The organism is Deltaproteobacteria bacterium (genome assembly GCA_019308995.1).
Classification (GTDB): domain Bacteria; phylum Desulfobacterota; class Desulfarculia; order Adiutricales; family JAFDHD01; genus JAFDHD01.
Genome location: JAFDHD010000011.1, coordinates 1 through 20337, shown reverse-complemented (window position 1 = coordinate 20337; position 20337 = coordinate 1). Strand labels below are relative to the sequence as shown.

23 protein-coding genes are annotated in these 20337 nt (G+C 52.8%); 6 read left to right on the top strand and 17 right to left on the bottom strand.

Annotated features, from left to right (window positions below):
• Positions 1 to 152: 152 nt before the first annotated feature.
• The 3 genes from JRI95_03855 to JRI95_03845 form a co-directional block, all read right to left on the bottom strand.
• Positions 153 to 1604, bottom strand: coding sequence for a CoA-binding protein (locus JRI95_03855; protein MBW2060680.1), 1452 nt, complete (start codon positions 1602 to 1604; stop codon positions 153 to 155).
• A 214-nt stretch (positions 1605 to 1818) separates the two neighbouring features.
• The gene (locus tag JRI95_03850) at positions 1819 to 2529 is read right to left on the bottom strand and encodes an outer membrane lipoprotein carrier protein LolA (protein ID MBW2060679.1); all 711 of its coding nucleotides are present in this window, start codon (positions 2527 to 2529) and stop codon (positions 1819 to 1821) included.
• The gene (locus JRI95_03845; GenBank protein MBW2060678.1) at positions 2522 to 4759 is read right to left on the bottom strand and encodes a DNA translocase FtsK 4TM domain-containing protein; all 2238 of its coding nucleotides are present in this window, start codon (positions 4757 to 4759) and stop codon (positions 2522 to 2524) included. The genes JRI95_03850 and JRI95_03845 overlap by 8 nt, the downstream gene beginning before the upstream one ends.
• Positions 4760 to 5072: 313 nt before the next feature.
• On the opposite strand from JRI95_03845, the gene JRI95_03840 reads away from it, so the two are divergent.
• A complete protein-coding gene (locus tag JRI95_03840) occupies positions 5073 to 6926 on the top strand; it encodes a M48 family metalloprotease (GenBank protein ID MBW2060677.1) in 1854 nt (617 codons plus the stop codon).
• On the opposite strand, the gene JRI95_03835 is transcribed toward JRI95_03840, so the two are convergent.
• The 9 genes from JRI95_03835 to JRI95_03795 all read right to left on the bottom strand — a co-directional run bounded on the left by JRI95_03835 (position 6893) and on the right by JRI95_03795 (position 11926).
• Positions 6893 to 7117, bottom strand: a complete 225-nt coding sequence (locus tag JRI95_03835) for an NAD(P)-dependent oxidoreductase (GenBank protein MBW2060676.1) — start codon at positions 7115 to 7117, stop codon at positions 6893 to 6895. The genes JRI95_03840 and JRI95_03835 overlap by 34 nt on opposite strands.
• An 81-nt stretch (positions 7118 to 7198) precedes the next feature.
• On the bottom strand, positions 7199 to 8044 hold the full coding sequence (locus JRI95_03830; protein ID MBW2060675.1) for a hypothetical protein: 846 nt from the start codon (positions 8042 to 8044) through the stop codon (positions 7199 to 7201).
• A gap of 98 nt (positions 8045 to 8142) precedes the next feature.
• Positions 8143 to 8736 (bottom strand): ATP synthase F0 subunit B, encoded by a 594-nt coding sequence (locus JRI95_03825; protein MBW2060674.1) that lies wholly within the window; start codon positions 8734 to 8736, stop codon positions 8143 to 8145.
• Positions 8736 to 9161, bottom strand: coding sequence for an ATP synthase F0 subunit B (locus JRI95_03820; GenBank protein ID MBW2060673.1), 426 nt, complete (start codon positions 9159 to 9161; stop codon positions 8736 to 8738). Before JRI95_03820 ends, JRI95_03825 begins: the two co-directional genes overlap by 1 nt.
• A gap of 50 nt (positions 9162 to 9211) precedes the next feature.
• Positions 9212 to 9460, bottom strand: coding sequence for an ATP synthase F0 subunit C (gene atpE / locus JRI95_03815; protein MBW2060672.1), 249 nt, complete (start codon positions 9458 to 9460; stop codon positions 9212 to 9214).
• 20 nt (positions 9461 to 9480) lie between these two features.
• Positions 9481 to 10452, bottom strand: a complete 972-nt coding sequence (gene atpE / locus JRI95_03810; protein ID MBW2060671.1) for an ATP synthase F0 subunit C — start codon at positions 10450 to 10452, stop codon at positions 9481 to 9483.
• 17 nt (positions 10453 to 10469) lie between these two features.
• On the bottom strand, positions 10470 to 11141 hold the full coding sequence (gene atpB / locus JRI95_03805; GenBank protein MBW2060670.1) for a F0F1 ATP synthase subunit A: 672 nt from the start codon (positions 11139 to 11141) through the stop codon (positions 10470 to 10472).
• Between the two features lies 1 nt (position 11142).
• Positions 11143 to 11544, bottom strand: a complete 402-nt coding sequence (locus JRI95_03800) for an ATP synthase subunit I (GenBank protein ID MBW2060669.1) — start codon at positions 11542 to 11544, stop codon at positions 11143 to 11145.
• Between the two features lie 139 nt (positions 11545 to 11683).
• Positions 11684 to 11926, bottom strand: a complete 243-nt coding sequence (locus JRI95_03795; protein ID MBW2060668.1) for an AtpZ/AtpI family protein — start codon at positions 11924 to 11926, stop codon at positions 11684 to 11686.
• Between the two features lie 303 nt (positions 11927 to 12229).
• Between JRI95_03795 and JRI95_03790 the strand changes: the two genes are divergently transcribed.
• Positions 12230 to 12832, top strand: coding sequence for an IMP cyclohydrolase (locus tag JRI95_03790; GenBank protein ID MBW2060667.1), 603 nt, complete (start codon positions 12230 to 12232; stop codon positions 12830 to 12832).
• Between the two features lie 66 nt (positions 12833 to 12898).
• On the opposite strand, the gene JRI95_03785 is transcribed toward JRI95_03790, so the two are convergent.
• Genes JRI95_03785 through trxA form a run of 3 tightly spaced genes read right to left on the bottom strand, consistent with a single transcriptional unit; the run spans position 12899 to position 14884 of the window.
• The gene (locus JRI95_03785; protein MBW2060666.1) at positions 12899 to 13594 is read right to left on the bottom strand and encodes an outer membrane protein assembly factor BamD; all 696 of its coding nucleotides are present in this window, start codon (positions 13592 to 13594) and stop codon (positions 12899 to 12901) included.
• 14 nt (positions 13595 to 13608) lie between these two features.
• On the bottom strand, positions 13609 to 14550 hold the full coding sequence (gene trxB / locus JRI95_03780) for a thioredoxin-disulfide reductase (protein ID MBW2060665.1): 942 nt from the start codon (positions 14548 to 14550) through the stop codon (positions 13609 to 13611).
• Position 14551: 1 nt separating this feature from the next.
• Entirely contained in the window at positions 14552 to 14884 is a 333-nt protein-coding gene (gene trxA / locus JRI95_03775) for a thioredoxin (protein ID MBW2060664.1), read from the bottom strand.
• 261 nt (positions 14885 to 15145) lie between these two features.
• Between trxA and radA the strand changes: the two genes are divergently transcribed.
• A complete protein-coding gene (radA, locus tag JRI95_03770) occupies positions 15146 to 16501 on the top strand; it encodes a DNA repair protein RadA (GenBank protein MBW2060663.1) in 1356 nt (451 codons plus the stop codon).
• 21 nt (positions 16502 to 16522) lie between these two features.
• On the opposite strand, the gene JRI95_03765 is transcribed toward radA, so the two are convergent.
• Positions 16523 to 17932 carry an aminopeptidase gene (locus tag JRI95_03765; GenBank protein MBW2060662.1) on the bottom strand — a complete coding sequence of 470 codons (1410 nt, stop codon included), beginning with the start codon at positions 17930 to 17932 and terminating at the stop codon, positions 16523 to 16525.
• Positions 17929 to 18672: a hypothetical protein gene (locus tag JRI95_03760; protein MBW2060661.1), complete on the bottom strand. Its 744-nt coding sequence runs from the start codon at positions 18670 to 18672 to the stop codon at positions 17929 to 17931. Before JRI95_03760 ends, JRI95_03765 begins: the two co-directional genes overlap by 4 nt.
• A 310-nt stretch (positions 18673 to 18982) precedes the next feature.
• On the opposite strand from JRI95_03760, the gene JRI95_03755 reads away from it, so the two are divergent.
• Genes JRI95_03755 through JRI95_03745 form a run of 3 tightly spaced genes read left to right on the top strand, consistent with a single transcriptional unit; the run spans position 18983 to position 20314 of the window.
• Positions 18983 to 19396, top strand: a complete 414-nt coding sequence (locus JRI95_03755; protein MBW2060660.1) for a type II toxin-antitoxin system RelE/ParE family toxin — start codon at positions 18983 to 18985, stop codon at positions 19394 to 19396.
• Positions 19380 to 19787, top strand: a complete 408-nt coding sequence (locus tag JRI95_03750) for a helix-turn-helix transcriptional regulator (GenBank protein MBW2060659.1) — start codon at positions 19380 to 19382, stop codon at positions 19785 to 19787. Before JRI95_03755 ends, JRI95_03750 begins: the two co-directional genes overlap by 17 nt.
• 2 nt (positions 19788 to 19789) lie before the next feature.
• Entirely contained in the window at positions 19790 to 20314 is a 525-nt protein-coding gene (locus JRI95_03745) for a hypothetical protein (protein ID MBW2060658.1), read from the top strand.
• Positions 20315 to 20337: the final 23 nt, after the last annotated feature.

The window sequence follows — 20337 nt, the reverse complement described above, 5'->3', positions numbered from 1 at the left end:
GGATGTCACGAACCACACGGCCAAGGTATGTCTTGAGCCTTTTTACCTCCCTGTTTGCCCGCTTGTGTTGATTGGCGTGACGGTAACGGCCTTCAAAACCTTATTGCGCTTGGCTACCTCAATCGTCTCCTTAAGCAGAACCTCCATCTTCTCTATATAGCAGAGGCTTCCTTATGAGAAGATAAAAAGTCGTTATATTTTTTAGTCTTAGACAGCACGCGGGCGGCCAGTTCAAAGGTGGGAAAGGTGGCAACCTTGGCCTCGCGCAGCCTTTCTTCGATATCCTGCCGCGCGCTCTCAATTATGGGATCGTTTTCCCTTTCCAGGATAGTCAGGAAGGGCTTTTTCAGCAGGTTTTTCAGTTTAATTATTGATTCAAAGAACATGCTGAGGCCGGTGCGCCCCATTTCCCGGTAAAACCAGTTCAGGTGCATTGCAAAAATAAGGGCGTCAATATTAGGATCGTCTCGCAGCAGGGTAATCAATTTTGTGAATTTTTCTGTGGAAAATACGGCTTCCATGAGATCAAGGGGGTTTTTGGAACTGTTGCCTTCCAGGGGTACGAATTCTTCCAGGGAACGGATGGTTTTATCGGCCAGACGAGGGACCTTCAGGCCCTCTTTTTCCGCAATGTCGGTCATGGTCACGGATCCGCCGCCGGCCCCTCCCAGGATGGCCACGTTCGTGCCATGAGGCAGGTCTATCCTCTGCAAGGTTGACAGGGTGAAGATCAGTTCTTCCATTGAATCCACTGAGATAACCCCTGCCTGCCTGCACAGGGCCTGCCAGATTTTTGAGGACCCGGCCATGGCGGCAGTATGGGACTGAGTGGCCCTTGAGCCGCCCTCGGTCTGTCCGCCTTTCCAGATCACCAGGGGTTTTTTCCGGGTCACCTCCCGGGCGATTTCAAAAAAGGCCCGTCCGTCATTTAAGCCTTCGATGTATGACCCGATGAGAGCCGTCTTTTCATCCTGGGCAAAATAGGCAAGAAATTCGTGAGCTTGCAGATCGAGAGCATTGCCATAGCTGGCCACCTTGCTAAAACGCAAGCCCTGTGGCGCACCCTCAAAGACAATATGGCTGGCTAGCTGCCCGCTCTGGGAAAAGAGACCGACTGGACCGGGCGCCGTGGGAAACTCATCCATCCAGGCCAGACCACCTTCAGGGCAATAGAGTCCCATACAGTTGGGACCGAGGATCCTCACACCTCCCTTTCGAGCTATCTCAAGGAGCTTCTTTTCAAGTGCAGCATGCTCCGGACGGCCGGTTTCAGTAAAACCAGCCGTGAGCAGGTGAACAAATTTCACGCCTTTGTCCACACACTCCTCCATAACCTCAAACGCTACCGAGACAGGCACGGTCAAAACGACCAGGTCAATTTCATGGGGGATTTCCCGAATGCTTCGGTATGACTTAAATCCAAGGATATAGTCTGCCTGGGGATGTACCGGAAAGATTTTTCCTGGAAAATCCTGTTTGATACTACCGGCAATATAAGCGTTCCCGCTCGACCATCCTTTGCCGCGTTTGGGCGAAGCGCCGACCATGGCGATGCTTTTTGGATAAAAAAGTTTATCCAGTTCATGAGTTGCCTTATCTGACATTAAAGACCTCCAGCACCAGATTGCACGCTACATCACAAATGCGCCGAAAAGATATTGTAAAAACCCATGAAGGTCAAGAAAAAGCAGGCGCATCGTTATAAATAAACAGGGCTGCGCCAGCTTCCGCAGCCGCAGCCGGATATATAGACTCTGAAAAAACTTTAGAGGATATCCTTTATAATATAAAAAGACTCCCCCAAATAAGACCTTTTAATTACTGACTTTCTATGTCTATGACTTCAGTGCCCGGCGGGATTTGAAAAACGAAGCGGTCGCCCCTTAGCCCCTGGTTATACTGGATGTTTTCCAGATGAAAATCAGTGGTTTCTTTCAGGACCGAAGTTAAGCGGAAGCCGACCAGGGTATAATCCCGGACATCCACCCAGAGCGTGATCTTCTGCGGACCGGCGCCTCGTTTGGCTGGAAGGAGCACAAGCTCGTGAATGGCGTTCGGAACTTCCTCGCCCTGTGTCAGTTCAACGGCGAAACGATCTTCCAGGTTGGCCAGGCCGCCCAGGAAGTCCACGAAGGGTTTAAGTTCAGCAAAGAGGTCCAGGCCGGAGTAGCGCTGGACTTTGTTGTCCGCCGGGATGTACCACCAGACCGTAACCCCGTCGGTGACCAGCTTTTCCGGCCGGGGTTCCAGCTGGTTGAGGGTCAGCTGATTGGGCTTTTTAAACATGAGCCGGCCGGAGGCGCGGTGCCTTGAGGCGGCCTTGAAAAAACTTTCCATGGCCGGTGAGGTGGTTATTCTTGTGTAATCCGCGGCTATGTCATTCACGCCCAGGTATCGCTGCTGCAGCGCCTTGAGGATCTCCTGTTTGGTTGGACCGGCAGGGGCGGCGCACGGGATGGATAACATGACCAGGAACATCAAGGCTGCTGCCAGAGGCAGGGCCTTTGAATGAAACCGCTGTTTAGTCATAGCTTTTTGCCAGGATTTGTCGGGGCCTGATGCCGTCAGCCGGGCCGACGACACCTTCACGTTCCATGACCTCGATCATGCGGGCGGCGCGGTTGTATCCGACACGAAGGTGGCGCTGGATTAACGAGATGGAGGCTCGGCCCGTCTTAGTCACCAGTTCCACGGCCTCATCGTATTTTTCATCATACTCCTCATCATCCAGTTCGTCCTCAAGCTCCTCAGAGGCCACCTTCAGGTCTTCCAGGTATTCGGGTTTCTTCTGAGCCTTGATAAAATTGGTGATCTGCTTGATTTCATCTTCGGAAACAAAGGCCCCATGAATCCGGTGCAGCTTGGCCGTGCCAGGCGGCATAAAGAGCATGTCGCCGTCACCGAGCAGCTTTTCCGCGCCATTGGCGTCCAGGATGGTTCGGGAGTCCGTTTTGGAGGAAACCTGAAAAGAGACGCGAGTCGGTAGGTTCGCCTTGATGATGCCGGTCAGGACGTCCACTGAAGGCCGCTGTGTCGCCAGGATGAGATGGATGCCCGCAGCCCGGGCCATCTGAGCCAGACGCGTGATGGATTCCTCGACATCCCGGGAGGAGACCATCATCAGATCGGCCAGCTCGTCAATGACGATCACCAGATAAGGCAGCGGTTTGAGCGGGAAGACCGTTTCGGCCTCGTCTTTTTCGACCTCTTGATCTGATTCCGGTTTCTCTCTGGGATTGGAGACCGGGGCTTGAGCCAGTTCGCGTTTCACCTTCCGGTTATAAGCCTCGATGTTACGGACCCCTTTGTCAGCCAGGAGACGGTAGCGGTTTTCCATTTCCACTACAGCCCATTTCAGGGCCTGGTTGGCCTCTTTGGGCTCGGAGATGACCGGGTAGAGCAGATGAGGCAGGTCGTTGTATGCGGCCAGCTCGATCCGTTTTGGATCAATCATCAGGAATCGAACCTCATCCGGCCGGGCCTTATACAGGATGGAAAGAATCATGGCGTTCAGTCCGACCGATTTGCCTGAACCGGTGGCCCCGGCGATGAGGAGGTGAGGCATCCTTCTCAGATCGGTCACTTCAGGCTGGCCCATGATATCCACACCCATGACCAGCGTCAGCAGTGACCTGGAGTCCTGATAAGACGGCGTGCCGATGACATCTCGCAGGGAAACCAGCTCCCGTCTGGGATTGGGAACTTCGATGCCAATGACCGCCTTGCCTGGCAGGGGGGCAATGATCCGTATAGAGGTGGCCCGCATGCTCATGGCCAGGTCGTCAGCCAGGCTGGCGACTTTGCTTATCTTGATGCCAGGCGCGGGTTCATACTCGAACATGGTGATGACCGGGCCTGAAGACACCGCCACCACCTTGCCTTCCACGCCGAAGTCTGCGAGCTTTTTTTCCAGCAGCCGGGAACTGACCATGAGGCTCTCTTCGGCCATGCCGTTATGGCCTTTGTCCGTTCGATCAAGAAAGTCGAGCTGCGGAAGGTCATAAGGCCCTTCCGGGATCATCCAGTCGAAGACCTCCTGCTTGGGCGATTCTGGAGGAACCTCGACCGGTTTTGGCCGCTCTTTAATCTTTGGTTTGGCGCGTTCTTTTTGATCAGCCAGCATCTTCTGAAGTCGCCTGGACCGTTCGGTGCGTTCCCGCCGCTTGACCCGACCCTCCCTGCCTCGGGCTATCATTTCGCCGACGAGGCGTGTTATGGCTCTGGCAAGGCGAATCAAGGACAGGCCGGTTGTGAGGAGAAGACCGATCAGAGCCAAGGCGACCACGATTAATGTCGCCCCGACCTGGTTCAGGAAATGAACGAAAATTTTAACGAGCGCATCACCTAAAAAGCCGCCGCTTAAAGGAAAATCGCGCAAGCTTTCACCTTCGGGCCTTGACAGGGAGAGACCGGCCGAAGTGGAAACCAGTAAGAGCAAAATACCCAAGGCAATAAGCCAGGAGAGGGTGAAGGGCCGTCCCCGGAAAAAACGCCAGGAAAGTAGCAAAAGGGCGATAACCAGCCAGTAGGCGGACAGACCGAGCAGATCAATTAACAGGGCGGAAAAGTAAGCCCCGAACAGGCCGATGTAGTTGGAGAACGTCCTTGAAGCCTGTGAGGTGATGTACCTGGAAAAGGAGGGATCCGCAGGGCTGTACGAAACCAGAGAGAGAAAGGTGATAACCGCCAGGAAAAGGAAGATAAGGCCCGGGATCTCTCGGGTGATGTAACTATGGGATTCTTTGATGGTGCTGGGCATTGATAAGGGTATCCTCATATATTAAGGATGAACCCCTCCCCTTTTAAAGCAATACCCAACCCAGCCACAATTGTCAACAATTTATTTAAAATTATTATAAATTATATCTAGCGGACGGCCTGGATCAAGTGTCTGTAAAGTATGGGAGGTACAGGACCGGGGCTGAAGAGTAATATTTTTATACTAGCCGCCCCCCTCTTTAAGATTAAACTTGAGCTATGGCCAAATTTCCTTTATATGCCTGGTTTATATCATAAACCCTTGCGATATCGGGTCAGACAAGATACTGTCTAAAGAGCAGGAGACCGGTGGTATGATGTTCAACAACCTGGTTTATTTCATCCTGGTGCTGCTGATATTCAGTACCTACCAGCCTTCGGGTGAACTCATTTTGCCTCATGGGCTTAGTCTGGCTTTTTGCCTGGCCCTCTTGGCGGGGTACTATACGCTGGCGCGAGTCTCTTTTATGCGGTTAAGACGCCGGGAGGCCCATATGCATCCGTCGGGTGGAACGGCCTCTATCAATTACCACCGGCTCATGATGCGTCTTTCCATCCTGGCCATTGTTTTTTTCGCGATCCATATCTATTTGTTAGGATTTAAAGACCTCGTTGCATCCATTCCTGTGATTGGCGGTTCGGTGGCCCTGACCGGACTTGCGGGCCTGGGCTTATTTGCTTTGTATCTCTGTATCCTCTGGTATGAGGCCTTTGAGTCTTATGCGCGGCTGTACCGCAGCCGGCTCACCCGCTCGCGGTTCATCCTGAGTCAGCTTCAATTAAACTTCCCCATCATTCTGCCTTGGCTGCTTCTTTCGGCAGTGACCGACCTGATGACCCTGATGCCTCAGGTTGGGCTCAAAGTTTGGCTGGAGACCGGGATGGGTCAGGTCGTTTTTTTCCTGGTCTTCCTCGTTATATTGGCCGTCATCTTCCCAGTGCTGGTCCGGTACATGTGGGGACTAACTCCGCTGCCATCCGGTCCGCACCGGGCGGTTATCGAGTCCTTCTGCGCGCGAAGCGGGTTTACCTATGCTGAGATTATGCTCTGGCCGCTCTACGAGGGCGAAGCCATGACCGCCGGCGTCATGGGCCTGATTCGGCGCTGGCGCTACATCCTCATCACCAAGTCCTTATTGGACATCTTGGATGAGGATGAAATAGGGGCGGTTCTGGCTCACGAACTCGGGCATGTCAAACGGCGTCACCTTCCGTTTTATCTTTTTTTCTTCATTGGTTATCTGATCATCGCATACTCCCTCTTTGACCTCAGCTTCTACCTCCTTCTGACAACCGACTGGACCATTGATCTTCTCCTGGCCGAGCAGGGTCGGCAGAGCACGACCATCACCCTGCTGCTCAGCATACCCTTTGTCCTGGTCATGCTCTTTTACTTCCGTTTCGGTTTCGGTGTCTTTATGCGCAATTTCGAACGGCAGGCAGACCTGTTTTCCTTTCGCGTCACCGGAACCGTCAAGGGCCTGGTCACCTCCCTGGAAAAGATCGCCTTTCATTCCGGCCAGAGCCGCTCCCTGCCAAGCTGGCACCATTACTCCGTGGCGGAACGGGTGACGTTTTTAGAGGCCTGTGAGGGGGATCCTTCCCTGGTTCAGAGGCACGAGCGAAAGGTGCGCCGCATGATCCTGGCGTACTGTCTCGGGCTGGCCCTGGTTGCACTGGTGGGATTTCAGGTTCACGAGAAAGGGCTGGGGGAAGAGGTCAACACCAGCCTGACCCTCAAATTGATCAAGGCTCAAATCAGGCGTTACCCTCAAAATTCCCAACTATACCGCTTGCTTGGAGATTTTTACAACAAGCAGTCCCGCCAGGACGAAGCCATCTCAGCTTATGAGCAATCCCTGGCCATGGCCCCAAACGATCCTCTGACAATTAATAATTATGCCTGGCTCCTGGTCACTAAACAGCAAGCCACCCCGTCTGAAAAGGCCCTGGCCTTAATTCTGGCTAAAAAGGCCGCCGGCCTCATGGCCGCGCCGTTTATTCTGGATACCCTGGCTGAGGCTTACTACGTCAATGGTTACCCCGAGGTGTCTCTAAAAATTATGGACCAGGCCATCTCTCTGCTCAAGCCGCAGGAAAGCAAGGAATACTATCAAAAACAGCGTGCCAAGTTTCAAGCGGCGATTGAGAGTAGCTCAGGGGGCTGAGGTTGCGCTTCCATGGCCTCCAGAAGATTCCGCGTGCCGCGTACATTGATTCTCCTGGCCCATTCCGGGTCATCCTCACTGCTGACTCCTGTGGCCGACAGCCTGGGAATGACAAAGGCCAGATGAACGACGACCTCCTGGTCCTGCATAGATGCAGCCGCGTCCGCCGGGCGACGTAGATCGCCCCACACGATCTCGGCCTTCCCGCCCAGCCCTTTGGCCGCAGCCCATGCGCTGAACTAACACTAACGATTCAATCTTATTAAAAACAGCTAGACCGTAAGTTCTGCTATTAAATCTTCAAACTCCTGCCTCACTGTCTCGGCCTCTGAAGGAAGCGCCCGCGTCCAGTCCAGACCGTAGCGCAGGAAGCTGATGAATGAAGAAGGCAGGTCCAGCTGGTGCAGGAAGGGCCGATTATCCAGAGGTAGAGTGGCAATCTGCCGGTGGCGAGCTCTAAAGTGGGAAAGGGTCTCTTTATATTCAGTTAAAAAATTGTGCTGGCCTAAAACATCCAAGTTAACCCGGTCGAGAAGCAGTTCAATAGAAAAGGCGTCCCGCCTCGGGTCTAAATCATGGTCAAGGAAGCCGTAACGCTTGTGGTATTCATCATAACTCAGGCCATGGGACCCGGACAAAGCCAGGCGCTCTATGACCTTGGGTCCCCAGCGAAGCAACCTGAAGGCCGGGTTCCTTTTTGAGCTGGAGTAGGCAAAAGAGTCCAGTCCCCTGGTCAGTCCCAGGACAAATTCAGTAGAGCCAGGCGTCAACCGTGAAAAAACTTTTGCTTCCTGGCAGAGCTCTCGCCGACACTTATCCCCGTACCCTGTTAAGTCTCTGAGATCGCAGCCCTGATTTTGGGCCGGGTGGAGCAGGCACCCGATCAGGGACCCTTTCCGGTCCAGAAAGCCCAGACCCCAGCAATGAAAACCAGTGATGGTTTTTTGACGGGGTCCTTTATCCTGAAATGAAGTAGTGTTCTTCCGGAGTTGTTTAATCAGAGATTTCTGATAATCGGCGTGGTCATATCCCTCCGGCCGGATGGGAGGGCAGCAGGCAAAACATGATTTTTCGTTATCAGGCTGGCACAGGGTGGAAAATTTCGATGTGTTACTCAAGGTAGCGGCATTAATCAAGTTTGTTTATTATTTTTTCATCAAAAATCTTAAACAGCTTGCGGCTGCATATACAGCCGCAGACTTGATAATTTTTCAGGTTAAGAAGATTGGTTTTGAGCCGAAAGTCGGCCTACGTATTCTTCGATGATTCGGGTTTCATCCTCCAGCTTGATCTGCTCCCGGATCCGTTTTTCAGCCTCCACGATAGCCATTTCCACGAGTTCGGTTTTAGCCTGAGACCAGGCCTTTTTAATCTCCGACTCCGCAACCTCCCTGGCCTCATCCAGTATCTTGGCCGAGTTCTGTTCAGCCCCCGCAAGAATTCGCTGCCTGGCTCGCTGAGCCTCCTTCTGTGTTATGGTTTCAATCTCGGCGATTCTCTGTTCGAGTTCAGCCAGGCTCTTCTCGCTTTCTTTGTATTCGTCTTCCGCCTTGGCCAGAAGGTCCCTGACCCTGTCCAGGTCTTGTCCGATCTCAGAGCCGTGCCGGACCAGGTAGTCCATGAGAGGTTTTCGGCCGTACTTAACCAGAAAAAAGGCCAGAATTCCGAAGTTGATAAAGAGCCAGACGGTGTCCCATATCTTGCGTACCGTACCAGGGCCTTCTGACCCCCAGGCCGGGACGGCCGCAAACAGAACCAGGATCACGCCCAGGAGGATCAAACATCTTTTTATAAATGGCAGCTTCTTCATTAACCTTCCCTGCCCATGACCTTGGTAAAGACCAGCCTGACAATGGACTCCTTAAAATCAGCCAGGTCCGCCTTGGCCCGCTCAGCTTCGATGGCCACTTCAGTCTGGATAGCGGAAATATGTTCCTGAGCCTGAGTCCGGGCCTGCTCCATGATCTGCCGGGCCTGGACCGCGGCCTGGCCGCGGATTTCTTCTTTGTGAACCGCGGCAGCCGTTCGAGCCTCTTTGAGCTGGACTTCGCAAGCCTTAATTTTTTCCTCGGAGGAGGTCTTGAGCCGTCTCATGTCAGCCCTTGAACTTTCGACGGACTTCTCTCGCTCTTCGATGATTCTAAAGATGGGTCTGAACAGAATCCGGTTGAGAATCCAGATCAGGACCAGGAAGTTGATAATCTGGACGACGAGGGTGGCGTTTATGCTGATCATACCCCCAGGCTCCGTTTAGGTGTAAGGTTTCAGGGTCCTGGCTCTTGACTCTAAACCACGAATATCAGCAGCAGGGCCACAACCAAGGCATAAATACCTGTGGATTCCGAGACGGCCTGACCGACAAGCATGGTACGCGTAAGCAAACCAGCTTCCTTGGGATTCCGGCCGATAGCCTCACAGGCCCGGCCGGCGGCATAACCCTCGCCAATGCCAGGTCCGATAGCTCCGAATCCCATGGCCAATCCTGCTCCTAACAGTGAAACTGCCCGAATAATATCAGGTCCTGAAATGTCCATGACTGCCTCCTAAACAGGTTTTAGATGACGAATATTAATACCAGAGAAATTACCATCGCGTATATTGACGTGGACTGACTCACCGCCTGTCCCACGAGCATGGTCCGGGTCAGAAGGCCGCTGATCTCTTCATTGCGGCCAAGCCAGTTTATGGCATACTCTCCGGCCGCACCACTGCCAATACCCGGACCGATCCCCCCGAGGCCCATGCAGAGCCCGGCTCCAACCAGCGCTGCGGCCGTAATAATTGTGTCCGCGGGCGGATAGACCCTAAACAGCAGGATCAGGCTGATAAGGAGACCGAAGATGGCCGGAGTTTCGGCCACGGCCTGGCCGACCAGCATACCCGCGGTGGCGGGGCCGGCAGACGTGGGCTGGCGGGCTATGGTCTGCATGGCACCGCCGGCGGTCAAGCCTTCTCCAATTCCGGATCCGATGGCCGCCAGTCCGGTGGATAATCCGGCCGCGAAGAGAGCAGCCGCGTTGGGGTTAAGGGCGCGTGAGCTGTAATCAAAAAACATCAGCATCAGGGCCACGACCATGGAGTAGATGGCCGAGGTCTGGCAGATGGCCGACCCGATGAGCATGGTGTTAGAGAGTGAACTCGAGGCCGCGGGCTGCCGGGAAATACCTTCACAAGCCCGGCCGGCGGGAAATCCCGCGCCTATGCCCGGGCCGAGCGCTCCAAAGCCCATACAGATTCCTGCCCCGGCCAGGGCCACGGCCGTGATGATGTTCGTTCCGAAATCCATGAGCACGAGAAGCATAGCGATAACCAGGGCGAAGATAGCGGCCGATTCGGCCAGGGCTTGCCCGATGAGCATACTCTTCAGGACATCCCCGGCCTTGTCGGGCTGCCTGGAAATAGCCCGGTTGGCAAGACCGGCGGTATATCCTTCGCCGATACCGGCTCCGATGGCACCCAGACCTATAGCCATGCCAGCCCCGAGGAAGGCCGCCCCTTTTACCAGTATTTCGACATCAAAGGCCATTTACCGCTTGCGACTCCCTATCTTATTTGGACCGAAATATAGACCAGGGTGAGCATGGTGAAAACAAAGGCCTGAATGGTCCCGACAAAAAGCCCGAAGAAGACGCTCAGGAATGGCGGCAGGACCAGACTGTAAACAAGGTGGCTGACGACGATGATGATGATCGAACCGCCCATGATGTTGCCAAAGAGCCGGAAGGAGATGGAAACGACCTTGGCCAGCTCGCTGATGATGTTTAAAGGCAGCATGAAAAAAATGGGCTGAAAGTATTCATTGAGGTAACCCTTGAATCCCTTGAACTTGATGCCTGAATAGTGAGCAATAACGAAACCCAGAATACCCAGGCCCAAAGGCGTGTTCAGATCCCGGGTCGGCTCCTGGAAAGTCGGGATGATGCCCCAGATATTGCTGAGCAGCAGGAACATGAACAGGCCGCAGATCAAGGGAAAGTAGCGGCGGTCGTCCAGTTCCAGCGCGTCCCGCACCAGGTCGTCAAAAACGGTGATAATGATTTCGGCCATGCTTTGCAGCGGGTTTGGCACCAGTTTGGTTTGACGGGTGGCCAGAAGACCGAAAATAATGAGCACGGCCATGATCATCCAGGTGTTAATCAGGGTCGCGGAGTTGAAGACTACCTGGTAGCCGCCGAACATAAAGGTCCATTGTGAAATGGTGGTTAATTCTTCCATTTCAGCGCCTCTTGAGATCGGTCGAGCGAACTAGACCGTAGCGTTCGACGACTAGCTGGTAGAACAAGACGGAGATTTGAAGGTTTAAAATACCGATAATAGTCCAGACAAGGTTAAACCTGGTGGAGTATCGGACTGCCAGAAAGATGGGTAACCCCAGGAGGCTCAACCGGACCAGCAAGCTCAAGGTGCTCTCAACCCCGGCTCGTCTGGGACGTTTGCCTAGCCGAGAGGCAAGGAAAAAGTTCATCACAAAAAAGTTGCCCCAGGAAAAGATACTGCCCAGCACGAATCCTCTAGCCACATTCACATAACCAAGACCCAGGGCGATAACAGCGACAACGGCCGCGATGACCACTATCTGAACCGAAATCGTCTTCTTGAACTGGATGAGAGATTCCATAAACCACTTAAACAGAAAGCAAGTGCCTCACAGGTTAACAGGCCTAAATCTAGTTGAATGGACATGTTTTGTCAACCGGAAAAGCTTTTTAGAGAACTTTATATTCACGCCTGGGCCGACTGTCAGCCATCAAGGCAGCTCAGGAAGAATCATTGTTATCCCGCTTTTCATACAACTGTAAGATTTGACGATAGACGGTAAAGCCTCCTCCAATCACCCCGAGGATAATAAAAATAATTAGAAATATGCCTCGGGTGCCTAACCATTTATCCAAAAAATAGCCGATAGCAAAGCAAAGCAGGATGGAACCGACCATGGTCAACCCGAGCTGGGTCACCAGGGTTAATTCTTTGAATAAATCCTTATAATTACCGTTAGCCATAAGCCCGCGCCCGAACCGGACTTCTTTTAAGTGTCCGGCCTTGCAGGAATTGTTAATTTATAAGTAAACCCGGAGCAGTGTCTCTGCTAACCATACGGCGTAACCAACGGGTATTCGAGATTATGCTACCTGTTAAATAACAATTATTGTCCCTAGCGTCAATGTTCTCTTTCTCAGCGAGAAACACCTCAAAACAAATACGGTTTTTCCCCTTCAAATTTTCCTTTTACATAGAGTTTACCTTGATCAGGGCAGGAAAGAGGGCTATATTGAAACACCACTTTTTAACGAAAGGAAAATGATATGAGCAGGATCCAACGAGCCTTGATCAGCGTGACTGACAAGACGGGCGTGGTTGATTTTGCCCGGCAGCTTGCTCAGATGGGGATCGAAATCTTATCCACGGGCGGCACGGCCAGGGCGCTTGGCAAGGGCGGGATCAACGTGGTTGAAGTGGCCGACTACACCGGCTTCCCGGAAATGCTTGACGGCCGCGTCAAGACGCTCCATCCCAAAGTCCATGCCGGTGTCCTTTTCCGCCGCGACAACAAGGATCACGTTTCCCAGATGGCGACGCATCATCTTCCCCCGATTGATCTTGTTTGCGTTAATCTCTATGCCTTTGAAGCAACGGTAGCTAAACCCGACGTAACCCTTGAGGAGGCCATTGAGAACATAGATATCGGGGGACCGACCCTGCTCAGGGCGGCGGCCAAGAACTATGCCAGTGTGACGGTTATCATTGATCCAAGCGACTATCCCAAGATCATCGAAGAGCTAGAGACTCATGACCAAGGCACAACCCTTGCCACCAGATTTGCCTTGGCCAAAAAAGTCTTCGCCTTGACTCACAGCTACGACGCCGTTATCAGCCGTTACCTTGAAGGGGTGAAGGGGCCGGAATAAAGACATTTCCAGGCGTCAAGAGGCATTGGGAGATGTGCGCTAATTGAGAGGCGGATGCCGCTTTTTCTATTTTTTTTTCAGGGTGGCCTCTTCCTCTGCCGCGATCTTCTCTCGGCAGACCTTGATATAGGCCATGGCCGGCCCGTGGTAACCAGTATCAGGAAAGCTCTTGATCAGGTTTACAAAGCGTCCCAGGGCGGCGCGATACTTCTTCTTCTTAAAATAGTACTCCCCGACATAAAATTCATGTCCGGCCAGCAGATTCTGAGCCTCAACCAGGCGGGCTTCGGCCAGGGCCGCATATTTATTTTCAGGATAGGCCTGTCGCAAACGATTAAAGGTTTGGATGGCTTTAAGGGCCGGGGTCTGATCCCGGTCCAGGCTTCTCATCCGGCGGTGATAGCACATGCCCTGCTGAAATATTATATAGGGGATAGCCTCATTCTTGGGATGAAGTGTTTCAAAATTCTTGTAGGCTTCGACCGCCTCGATATAATCCTGCCGCAGGTAGAGAGCGTCGGCCATCTTCAGTTCGGCCAGCACGGCATAGCGGCTGTATGGGTGACGATCTATGAGTTCCTGGAACGTTTCGGCTGCAGCCTCATAACGTTCTGCCTTCAAGTCCCTCATGCCTTCTTCGATCAAGACCTGAGGAGGCTCTTCGATCTCTCCGGTGAGACCTTTAAAAAAGCCGCAGCCTGGAAGCAGCAGCGGAAGCAGTATTAAAAGAGTTAGATATCTAATCAGCTTATGGATCTTCATATTCCTGGGGATTATCACGGCGTATTGAATCTTTCCTCAATATATTTCTCGACATTAAAGGCGGCTGTGGCGCCGTCGCCAATGGCAGTGGCAATCTGTCTTAAATACTTCACCCGCACGTCCCCGACAGCCCAGACACCCGGCTGGGAAGCGGCCATTTCCAGATCGGTTTTGACGAACCCTCTCTCATCCAGTTCAATGAACCCTTTAAGAAATTCAGTCGTTGGCTGGATACCGACAAACATGAAAACCCCTTGCACCGGCTGCCGGGACGTCTTTCCGGTCTTGAGGTCTTTGATTTCCGCGGCCTCCACCTGGTTCTGGGAGTCGGCCTCAATAGCGGTCACGACCGTAGACCAGTGGAGCTCGATCTTGGGTTCGGCCAGAACTCTTTCGCGAAGTATGCCCGTAGCCCGAAGCTCATCCCGCCGGTGGCAGAGGTGGACCCTGGACGCGAACCGCGTCAGGAAAAGGGCCTCTTGCACGGCCGTATCTCCTCCGCCGACCACGAGCACCTCTACGTCCTTAAAAAAGGGCCCGTCACAGGTTGCGCAGTAGGAGACCCCTTTACCAGTCAGTTCCTCCTCACCGGGCACCCCGAGCTTGTTGGGCTGCACCCCGGTGGCGATGATGATCGTCTTGGATAAAATTTCACCTTCGGCCAGATTCGCCTGGATGAGTTCCCCGTTTTTTTTCAGGGAGGCCGCTTCGCCAGAGGCGATCTCCAGGCCGAAGCGTTCGGCCTGCTGCCGCATTTTGTCCATTAAATCGAAGCCGGAAACGCCTTCCGGAAAGCCGGGGTAGTTCTCCACCCAGTCTGTGGTCAGAACCTGGCCTCCAGGGGAGAGTTTCTCGATGAGCCTGGTCTTTAAACGCGCCCGGGACGCATAGATACCCGCGGTCAGGCCCGCCGGCCCGCCTCCAATGATAATTAGATCGTATTCAGGCTGGCTCATCTTAAGAGAGTACTTTCTTAACGGCCTCTTCCAGCCGGGCCTTACCCACGGCCCCGGTTATCTGGTCTGCCACTTCACCATCCTTGAAAAGGAGCATGGTCGGGATGGCTCTGATGGCATACTTACTGGCTGTTTTGGGGTTGCTGTCCACATCCAGCTTGGCGACGCGCATGCGTCCGGCATACTCGTCAGCCAGAGCCTCTATGGTTGGGGCGATGGCTATACACGGACCGCACCAGGCCGCCCAGAAGTCAACCAGCACCGGTTGGTTATATTTAAGAACCTCTTCTTCAAAGACATCATCGCTTACATGGAATAGGTTTTCTTGGTTCATAACGATCTCCTTGTGAAACTACTGTTTTTAATGATATATATCACAGGGTGTGAACTGTCAACTCTTGAATATGAAGTCCCGGCATTCTCAGGCCTGTTGGCTTCTGCCAGGCGGGGAAAAACCCTTCTGGAAGATGTGGCGTTTCAGAAGATTTTAGCCTGGCGTGAAGAGGGCTTATATGAGGTACATCCCGAAGCGGAAACTGTAGATTGCTCTTTAATCCGGAAGAGTCTAATGCACCCGCAGCCATGGTGGAGAACGATGTCTAAAATGAAAATCTACTTTGTCTGCAGCAACTGCGGCCACCGTTCGCCCAAGTGGCTGGGGCGCTGCCCGGACTGTCAGGCCTGGGACTCGATGGAAGAAGAAATCCAGCCGCTGACACGAAAATCGTCGGCTGCAGTCAGGCCAGGGCAAGGACCGCTGACCCTGGACAAACTCCCCTTAAAAGAGGAAGGCCGGCTCATCACCGGCTGGAGCGAGTTGGATCGAGTCCTGGGCGGGGGTTTGGTTCCCGGTTCGGTGGTGCTCCTGGCCGGAGACCCGGGCATCGGGAAGTCAACCCTGCTCCTGCAGGCCGCGGCCGAACTGGGGCTTCAGGGCCGTTGTTTACTCTATATCTCCGGCGAAGAGTCCTTGGCTCAGATCAAGCTTCGGGCCGAGCGGCTGGGACTGGACCTGTCCCTGCTGCACGTGGCCGCCGAGACTTCCCTTGAGGCTATTCAGAGCCTGGCAGCGGATTATGCCTGGGATATGCTGGCTATTGATTCCATCCAGGCCGTTTCAAGCGCTGACGTGGCTTCGGCGCCGGGAAGCCTGGTTCAAATCAGAGAGGCGGCCGCGCGGCTGATCAACCTGGCCAAGAGTGAAAACCGGCCGATCTTTCTGGTGGGTCACGTAACCAAGGAGGGAGGTATTGCCGGTCCCAAGGTCCTGGAGCACCAGGTTGATACAGTCCTTTATTTTGAAGGGGAACGCACACACAACCTGCGTATTTTGCGCGCCTTTAAGAACCGGTTCGGTTCGATCAACGAGATCGGGGTCTTTGAGATGAAGGACAGGGGCCTGGTCGAGGTCACCAATCCATCGGCCTTGTTCCTGGCTGAACGCTCCCCCTCGGCGCCTGGATCGGTCGTGGTGCCCACTATTGAAGGAACACGGCCCATCCTGATTGAGCTGCAAGCCCTGGTCTCGACCAGCGGTCTGGCCATACCGCGGCGGCAGGCCCTGGGCATTGACCAGGCGCGGCTTTCACTTCTGGCGGCTGTCCTGGAAAAGAAGGTTGGATTGAAGCTGTTTGATCGGGACATCTTTGTCAATGTGGCCGGTGGTGTCAAGGTCATTGAACCGGCAACCGATCTTGGCCTGGTGGCGGCGGTGTTTTCCAGTTATTTCGAAAAGCCGGTGGACTACGATGCGGTCTTCCTGGGCGAAGTTGGACTGGCCGGTGAGGTCAGGGGGGTGAGTCGGCTCGACATTCGGCTGGTAGAAGCGGCCAAGCTCGGATTCAAACGGGCCGTCCTGTCTGGAAATGACCTCAAGCGCCTGGGTTCGGGGACAGACCTGGAACTTGTCGGAATAAACTCAGCGGCCGATCTCCTTGAGTGGCTATCTTGATTTTAAAAAGCCTTATCGGCTTCATTTCGCCTCATAAAAAGCCTGGTATGCCTGGCGGGTCATATAGACGTCCGCCTTGGAGGCGATTTCAAAAGGTGAGTGCATGTCCAGTAGGGGCGGGCCGCAATCTACAATCTCCATCCCGTGTTCAGCCAGGAACCTGGCCACGGTTCCTCCTCCGCCTTCATCAACCTTGCCCAGTTCTCCAGCCTGCCAGATTATCCTGTTCCGGTTGAAGACCTGCCGCAGCCAGCCCAAATATTCAGCCGAAGCGTCCGAGGCGCCGTACTTTCCTCGCGATCCGGTGTACTTGGTGACACAGGGACCGTACCCTATGCGGGCCGCATTCATCTTTTCATGAACCTCCTGGAAATCCGGATCAAGGGCGCCGGTCACATCGGCGGATATGGCCCGGGTGTTCATCAAGGCTTTCCGGAGCACAGCCGAGGTGGGCGTTAAGCCGGATATAACGAAAAGATCAGCCAAAAAGTCCTCAAAGAACCTGGACTTGGCCCCGGTGGCGCCGTCGCTCCCGATTTCTTCCTTGTCCATGAACAGGGCCAGGCAGGTGTAAGCCGGCTGTTTCACGTCAAGTAAGGCCGCCAGGCTGGTAAAAGCGCAGACGCGATCATCCTGGCCATAAGACCCAATGAGGCTCGAATCCAGACCTACGTCCCTGGCCCGGCCCGCAGGCACCGCTTCAAACTCAGCACTCAAGAAATCCTCCTCAATCAGACCCCAGCGCTGGCGCAGAATCTCCAGCACGGCCAGCTTGAACCGCTCCTTGACCTCGTCATCCCCCAGCGGCAGAGAGCCGACCAAGAGATTGAGCTTTTCCCCGGGGAAGGCGTCCGAGACCTTTTTTTCGGCCTGAACCTTCCTGGCCAGGTGAGGCAGAAGATCGGCGATGGTGAAGACCGGGTCGGCGTCATCCTCGCCCAGAACCAGATCCAGCGCGCTCCCGTCGGCCTTGATGACCCGCCCGTGCAAGGCCAGAGGCCGAGAGAGCCATTGATGCTTTTTTATCCCGCCGTAGTAATGGGTCTTCAAAAGGACCAGGTCCACCTCTTCATAGAGGGGGTGCTGTTTGAGGTCCAGACGGGGGGCGTCTATGTGTGACACGATCAGGCGCAGCCCTTCGGTCAGGGGCCTCTGCCCCGGCACGGCCAGGGCCATGGTCTTATCCATGAAAGCGACGTAGACTCGGCCCGGTTTTTTTCGAGCCGATATGGCTCGAAAGCCGCCTGCTTTGGCCCGGATTTCTATCTCTCTCACGGCTTCACGCTCAGTTTTACCTGCATCGAGGAAGGTCTTGTAATCCTCGGCCAGCTTCAAGGCGGCTTTGCGTTCCACAGGTTTGAGCCTGTCCCACACCAGGGTGGACTTGAATTTTAATTCCTTTTCCAGTCTCTTGATACTTGCCTTGTTCATGGTTTTTGCTTTTCTCCTGTATGGTTTTTTAGCCCCGGGGGCGGGTTAAGAAGTATTGCCTTTAACCAGGGGCTGTCATGCCAGGCGGTCATGAGGCCCCATCCTTCCATGTCGGGTGAGTAAGTCAATTCGATGCGGGAGGGAGGCGATTTTTGAAACACTGACCGTTCCTTTTCCGGCTCAAATGTTCGAGGCAAAGGGTATAGACGGCGCTTGACTAAACCGAGGTAGGTTACCCGACCGGCTTGAAAACGGCTGGAAATGACAGGGGCCTGCCTTTGAGGCCAGGTGGTTCGAAAAACACCGGCACGGCTTTTTATCTCATGGCCGGTCAGAATCACGACCGGTTTTCCTTCGCCCAGAAGAAGACGACTGGCCGGAACCCAGGCCAGATAAAGCTGGCCGGGGCGCTGCTGCTTGAAAATCAACTCCGTTCCTTGAGGGAGGATTTTACCGCGGTAAATGGAACTGGACCCCAAGGCAGGCGCCAGCTTAACCATGGCCTGCCGTTTGAAGTTGAGATAAACCTCTTCGGCCAGGGCCAGGCCCACCATATCCTGGATTCCGGATTTGGGCGGCGTCAGTCTGGAAGGAACCCGAGCAGTGCATCCTCCGAGCGTAACCGCTTGCAGTATCAGGACGACCAGGATGAGCGACACGGAAATCATGAGTGGTATTAAGCCACGTCTTCCGGTATGACCAGCCGGACCGCCTTGTCTTTTGGGAATTCTTTGATGCATATTTCGTCAAGCCAGCTTCAAGTTTTTAACTTGCCAGGCCATGATAGCATAGAATATCAAAGGGCCGGTATTTGAAAATGCCTGCGAGCGCTTAAAATGGTCCAACTTGCCTTACATTTGGAAGATCTGTAAAACAAAAGCCCCTGGTTTGCAGAGGCTTTTATTGAGAGGCCCATGATTTGCAAAAGAAAGGTCATTTAAGTTAAAATAGTTTTGAAATGGAATCAGGGATTGAAAAAAATTACCATATAGGTTATTTTTTATTTGACCTGGGTTTACTTTTATGTAAACTCCTTAGGGAACCAGTCCGATGAAGTATGTAAGTCGGAAAACGGGCTGGAAATTCGAGGTTTACATAGCTCGGCGGCCTAATGGAACCTATCCTGCTAAAGAATATTTGGAAAACTTGGAACCAAGAGTCAAGGCAAAATTTGAAGCCCTCATCAGTACTATGGCCGAAGTAGGCTCTATTTGGAATGAGGAAAAATTCAGATTTTTAGAAGAAGGTTTTTTTGAATTCAAACACACAAGGCCTCACCATAGGATCATAGGATATTTTACCAAAAAGGCTCAGGGCAGGATTGTATTGACTCACGGCTACCAAAAGCAAACAAACAAAATTCCCAGAGCTGAAATCAAAAGAGCAAAATATATAAAGGATGAGTATGAAAAACAAATGAAAAAGCCCCAGAAAAAGGAGGATCAAGATGGCGCTAATGGATGAATACCTTAAAGATAAGGATTATCATCGCCTTTATAATCAAGAACGCGTAATTTTAAAGGTAACGGAAGCGTTATGCAAATATATGAAAGATCATAATGTTTCGCGAGTCGAACTAGCTCGTAAGTTAGGTAAAAACAAAAGCTTCGTCTCACAAGTACTAAATGGCGGTCGCAACCTGACTTTGCGCACTTTGGCAGATTTTCTCTGGGCGCTCAATTGTGAGCTTCGATTCGAACTAGCCCCAACCGCAACCCCCCGTAAGGATGAAGAAACTAAATGGGAGATTTTATCCGGTCGTGGTACAAAACAGAAGAAGCATTCTCAACAAGTAACCTTTTATGAAACTTGGGCATCCGGTCAAGAGCAAACCTATAAAAAGGTGGTGAATTGACCTTGACAGTAAAAAGAGAAAAAAAAGGGAAGAAGAGACCCTGCAAATTCAGACCAGATAAGAAGACACTAGAAACAATAATTCGCAGAGTCCAATTGGTCGATATCATCCTTTTAGATTCATCCACTAAACGGATAAAAGAGGATATAAATTATAATGATCTAACGATCCAAACTAAAAGTATAGCACAAACTGGTGAAGAAGAACCCCCTGGCAAGACTTTTATGGGAATATGTGAATTCGGCGTCAGAGGTATGTTGGAAAATGAAGGGGTAGAACCTATAGAAGCCTTTATAATTGAAGGATCTTTCCTTTTAACTTATATTTTAAAAGATAGAGAAGGCATAACCACTGATGATATCGCCTCATTTGTGGTGATAAATGGAGAACATCAAGTTTGGCCTTTCTGGAGGGAACTTGTTCACAACATGAGTTCCCGCATGGGCATTGAGCCAATAACTTTACCAATAAGGCAACCTAGATATAAGTTATCAGAATTAGTAATTGAGGAAACCGAAGATCTGTAAAACAAAAGCCCCTGGTTTGCAGG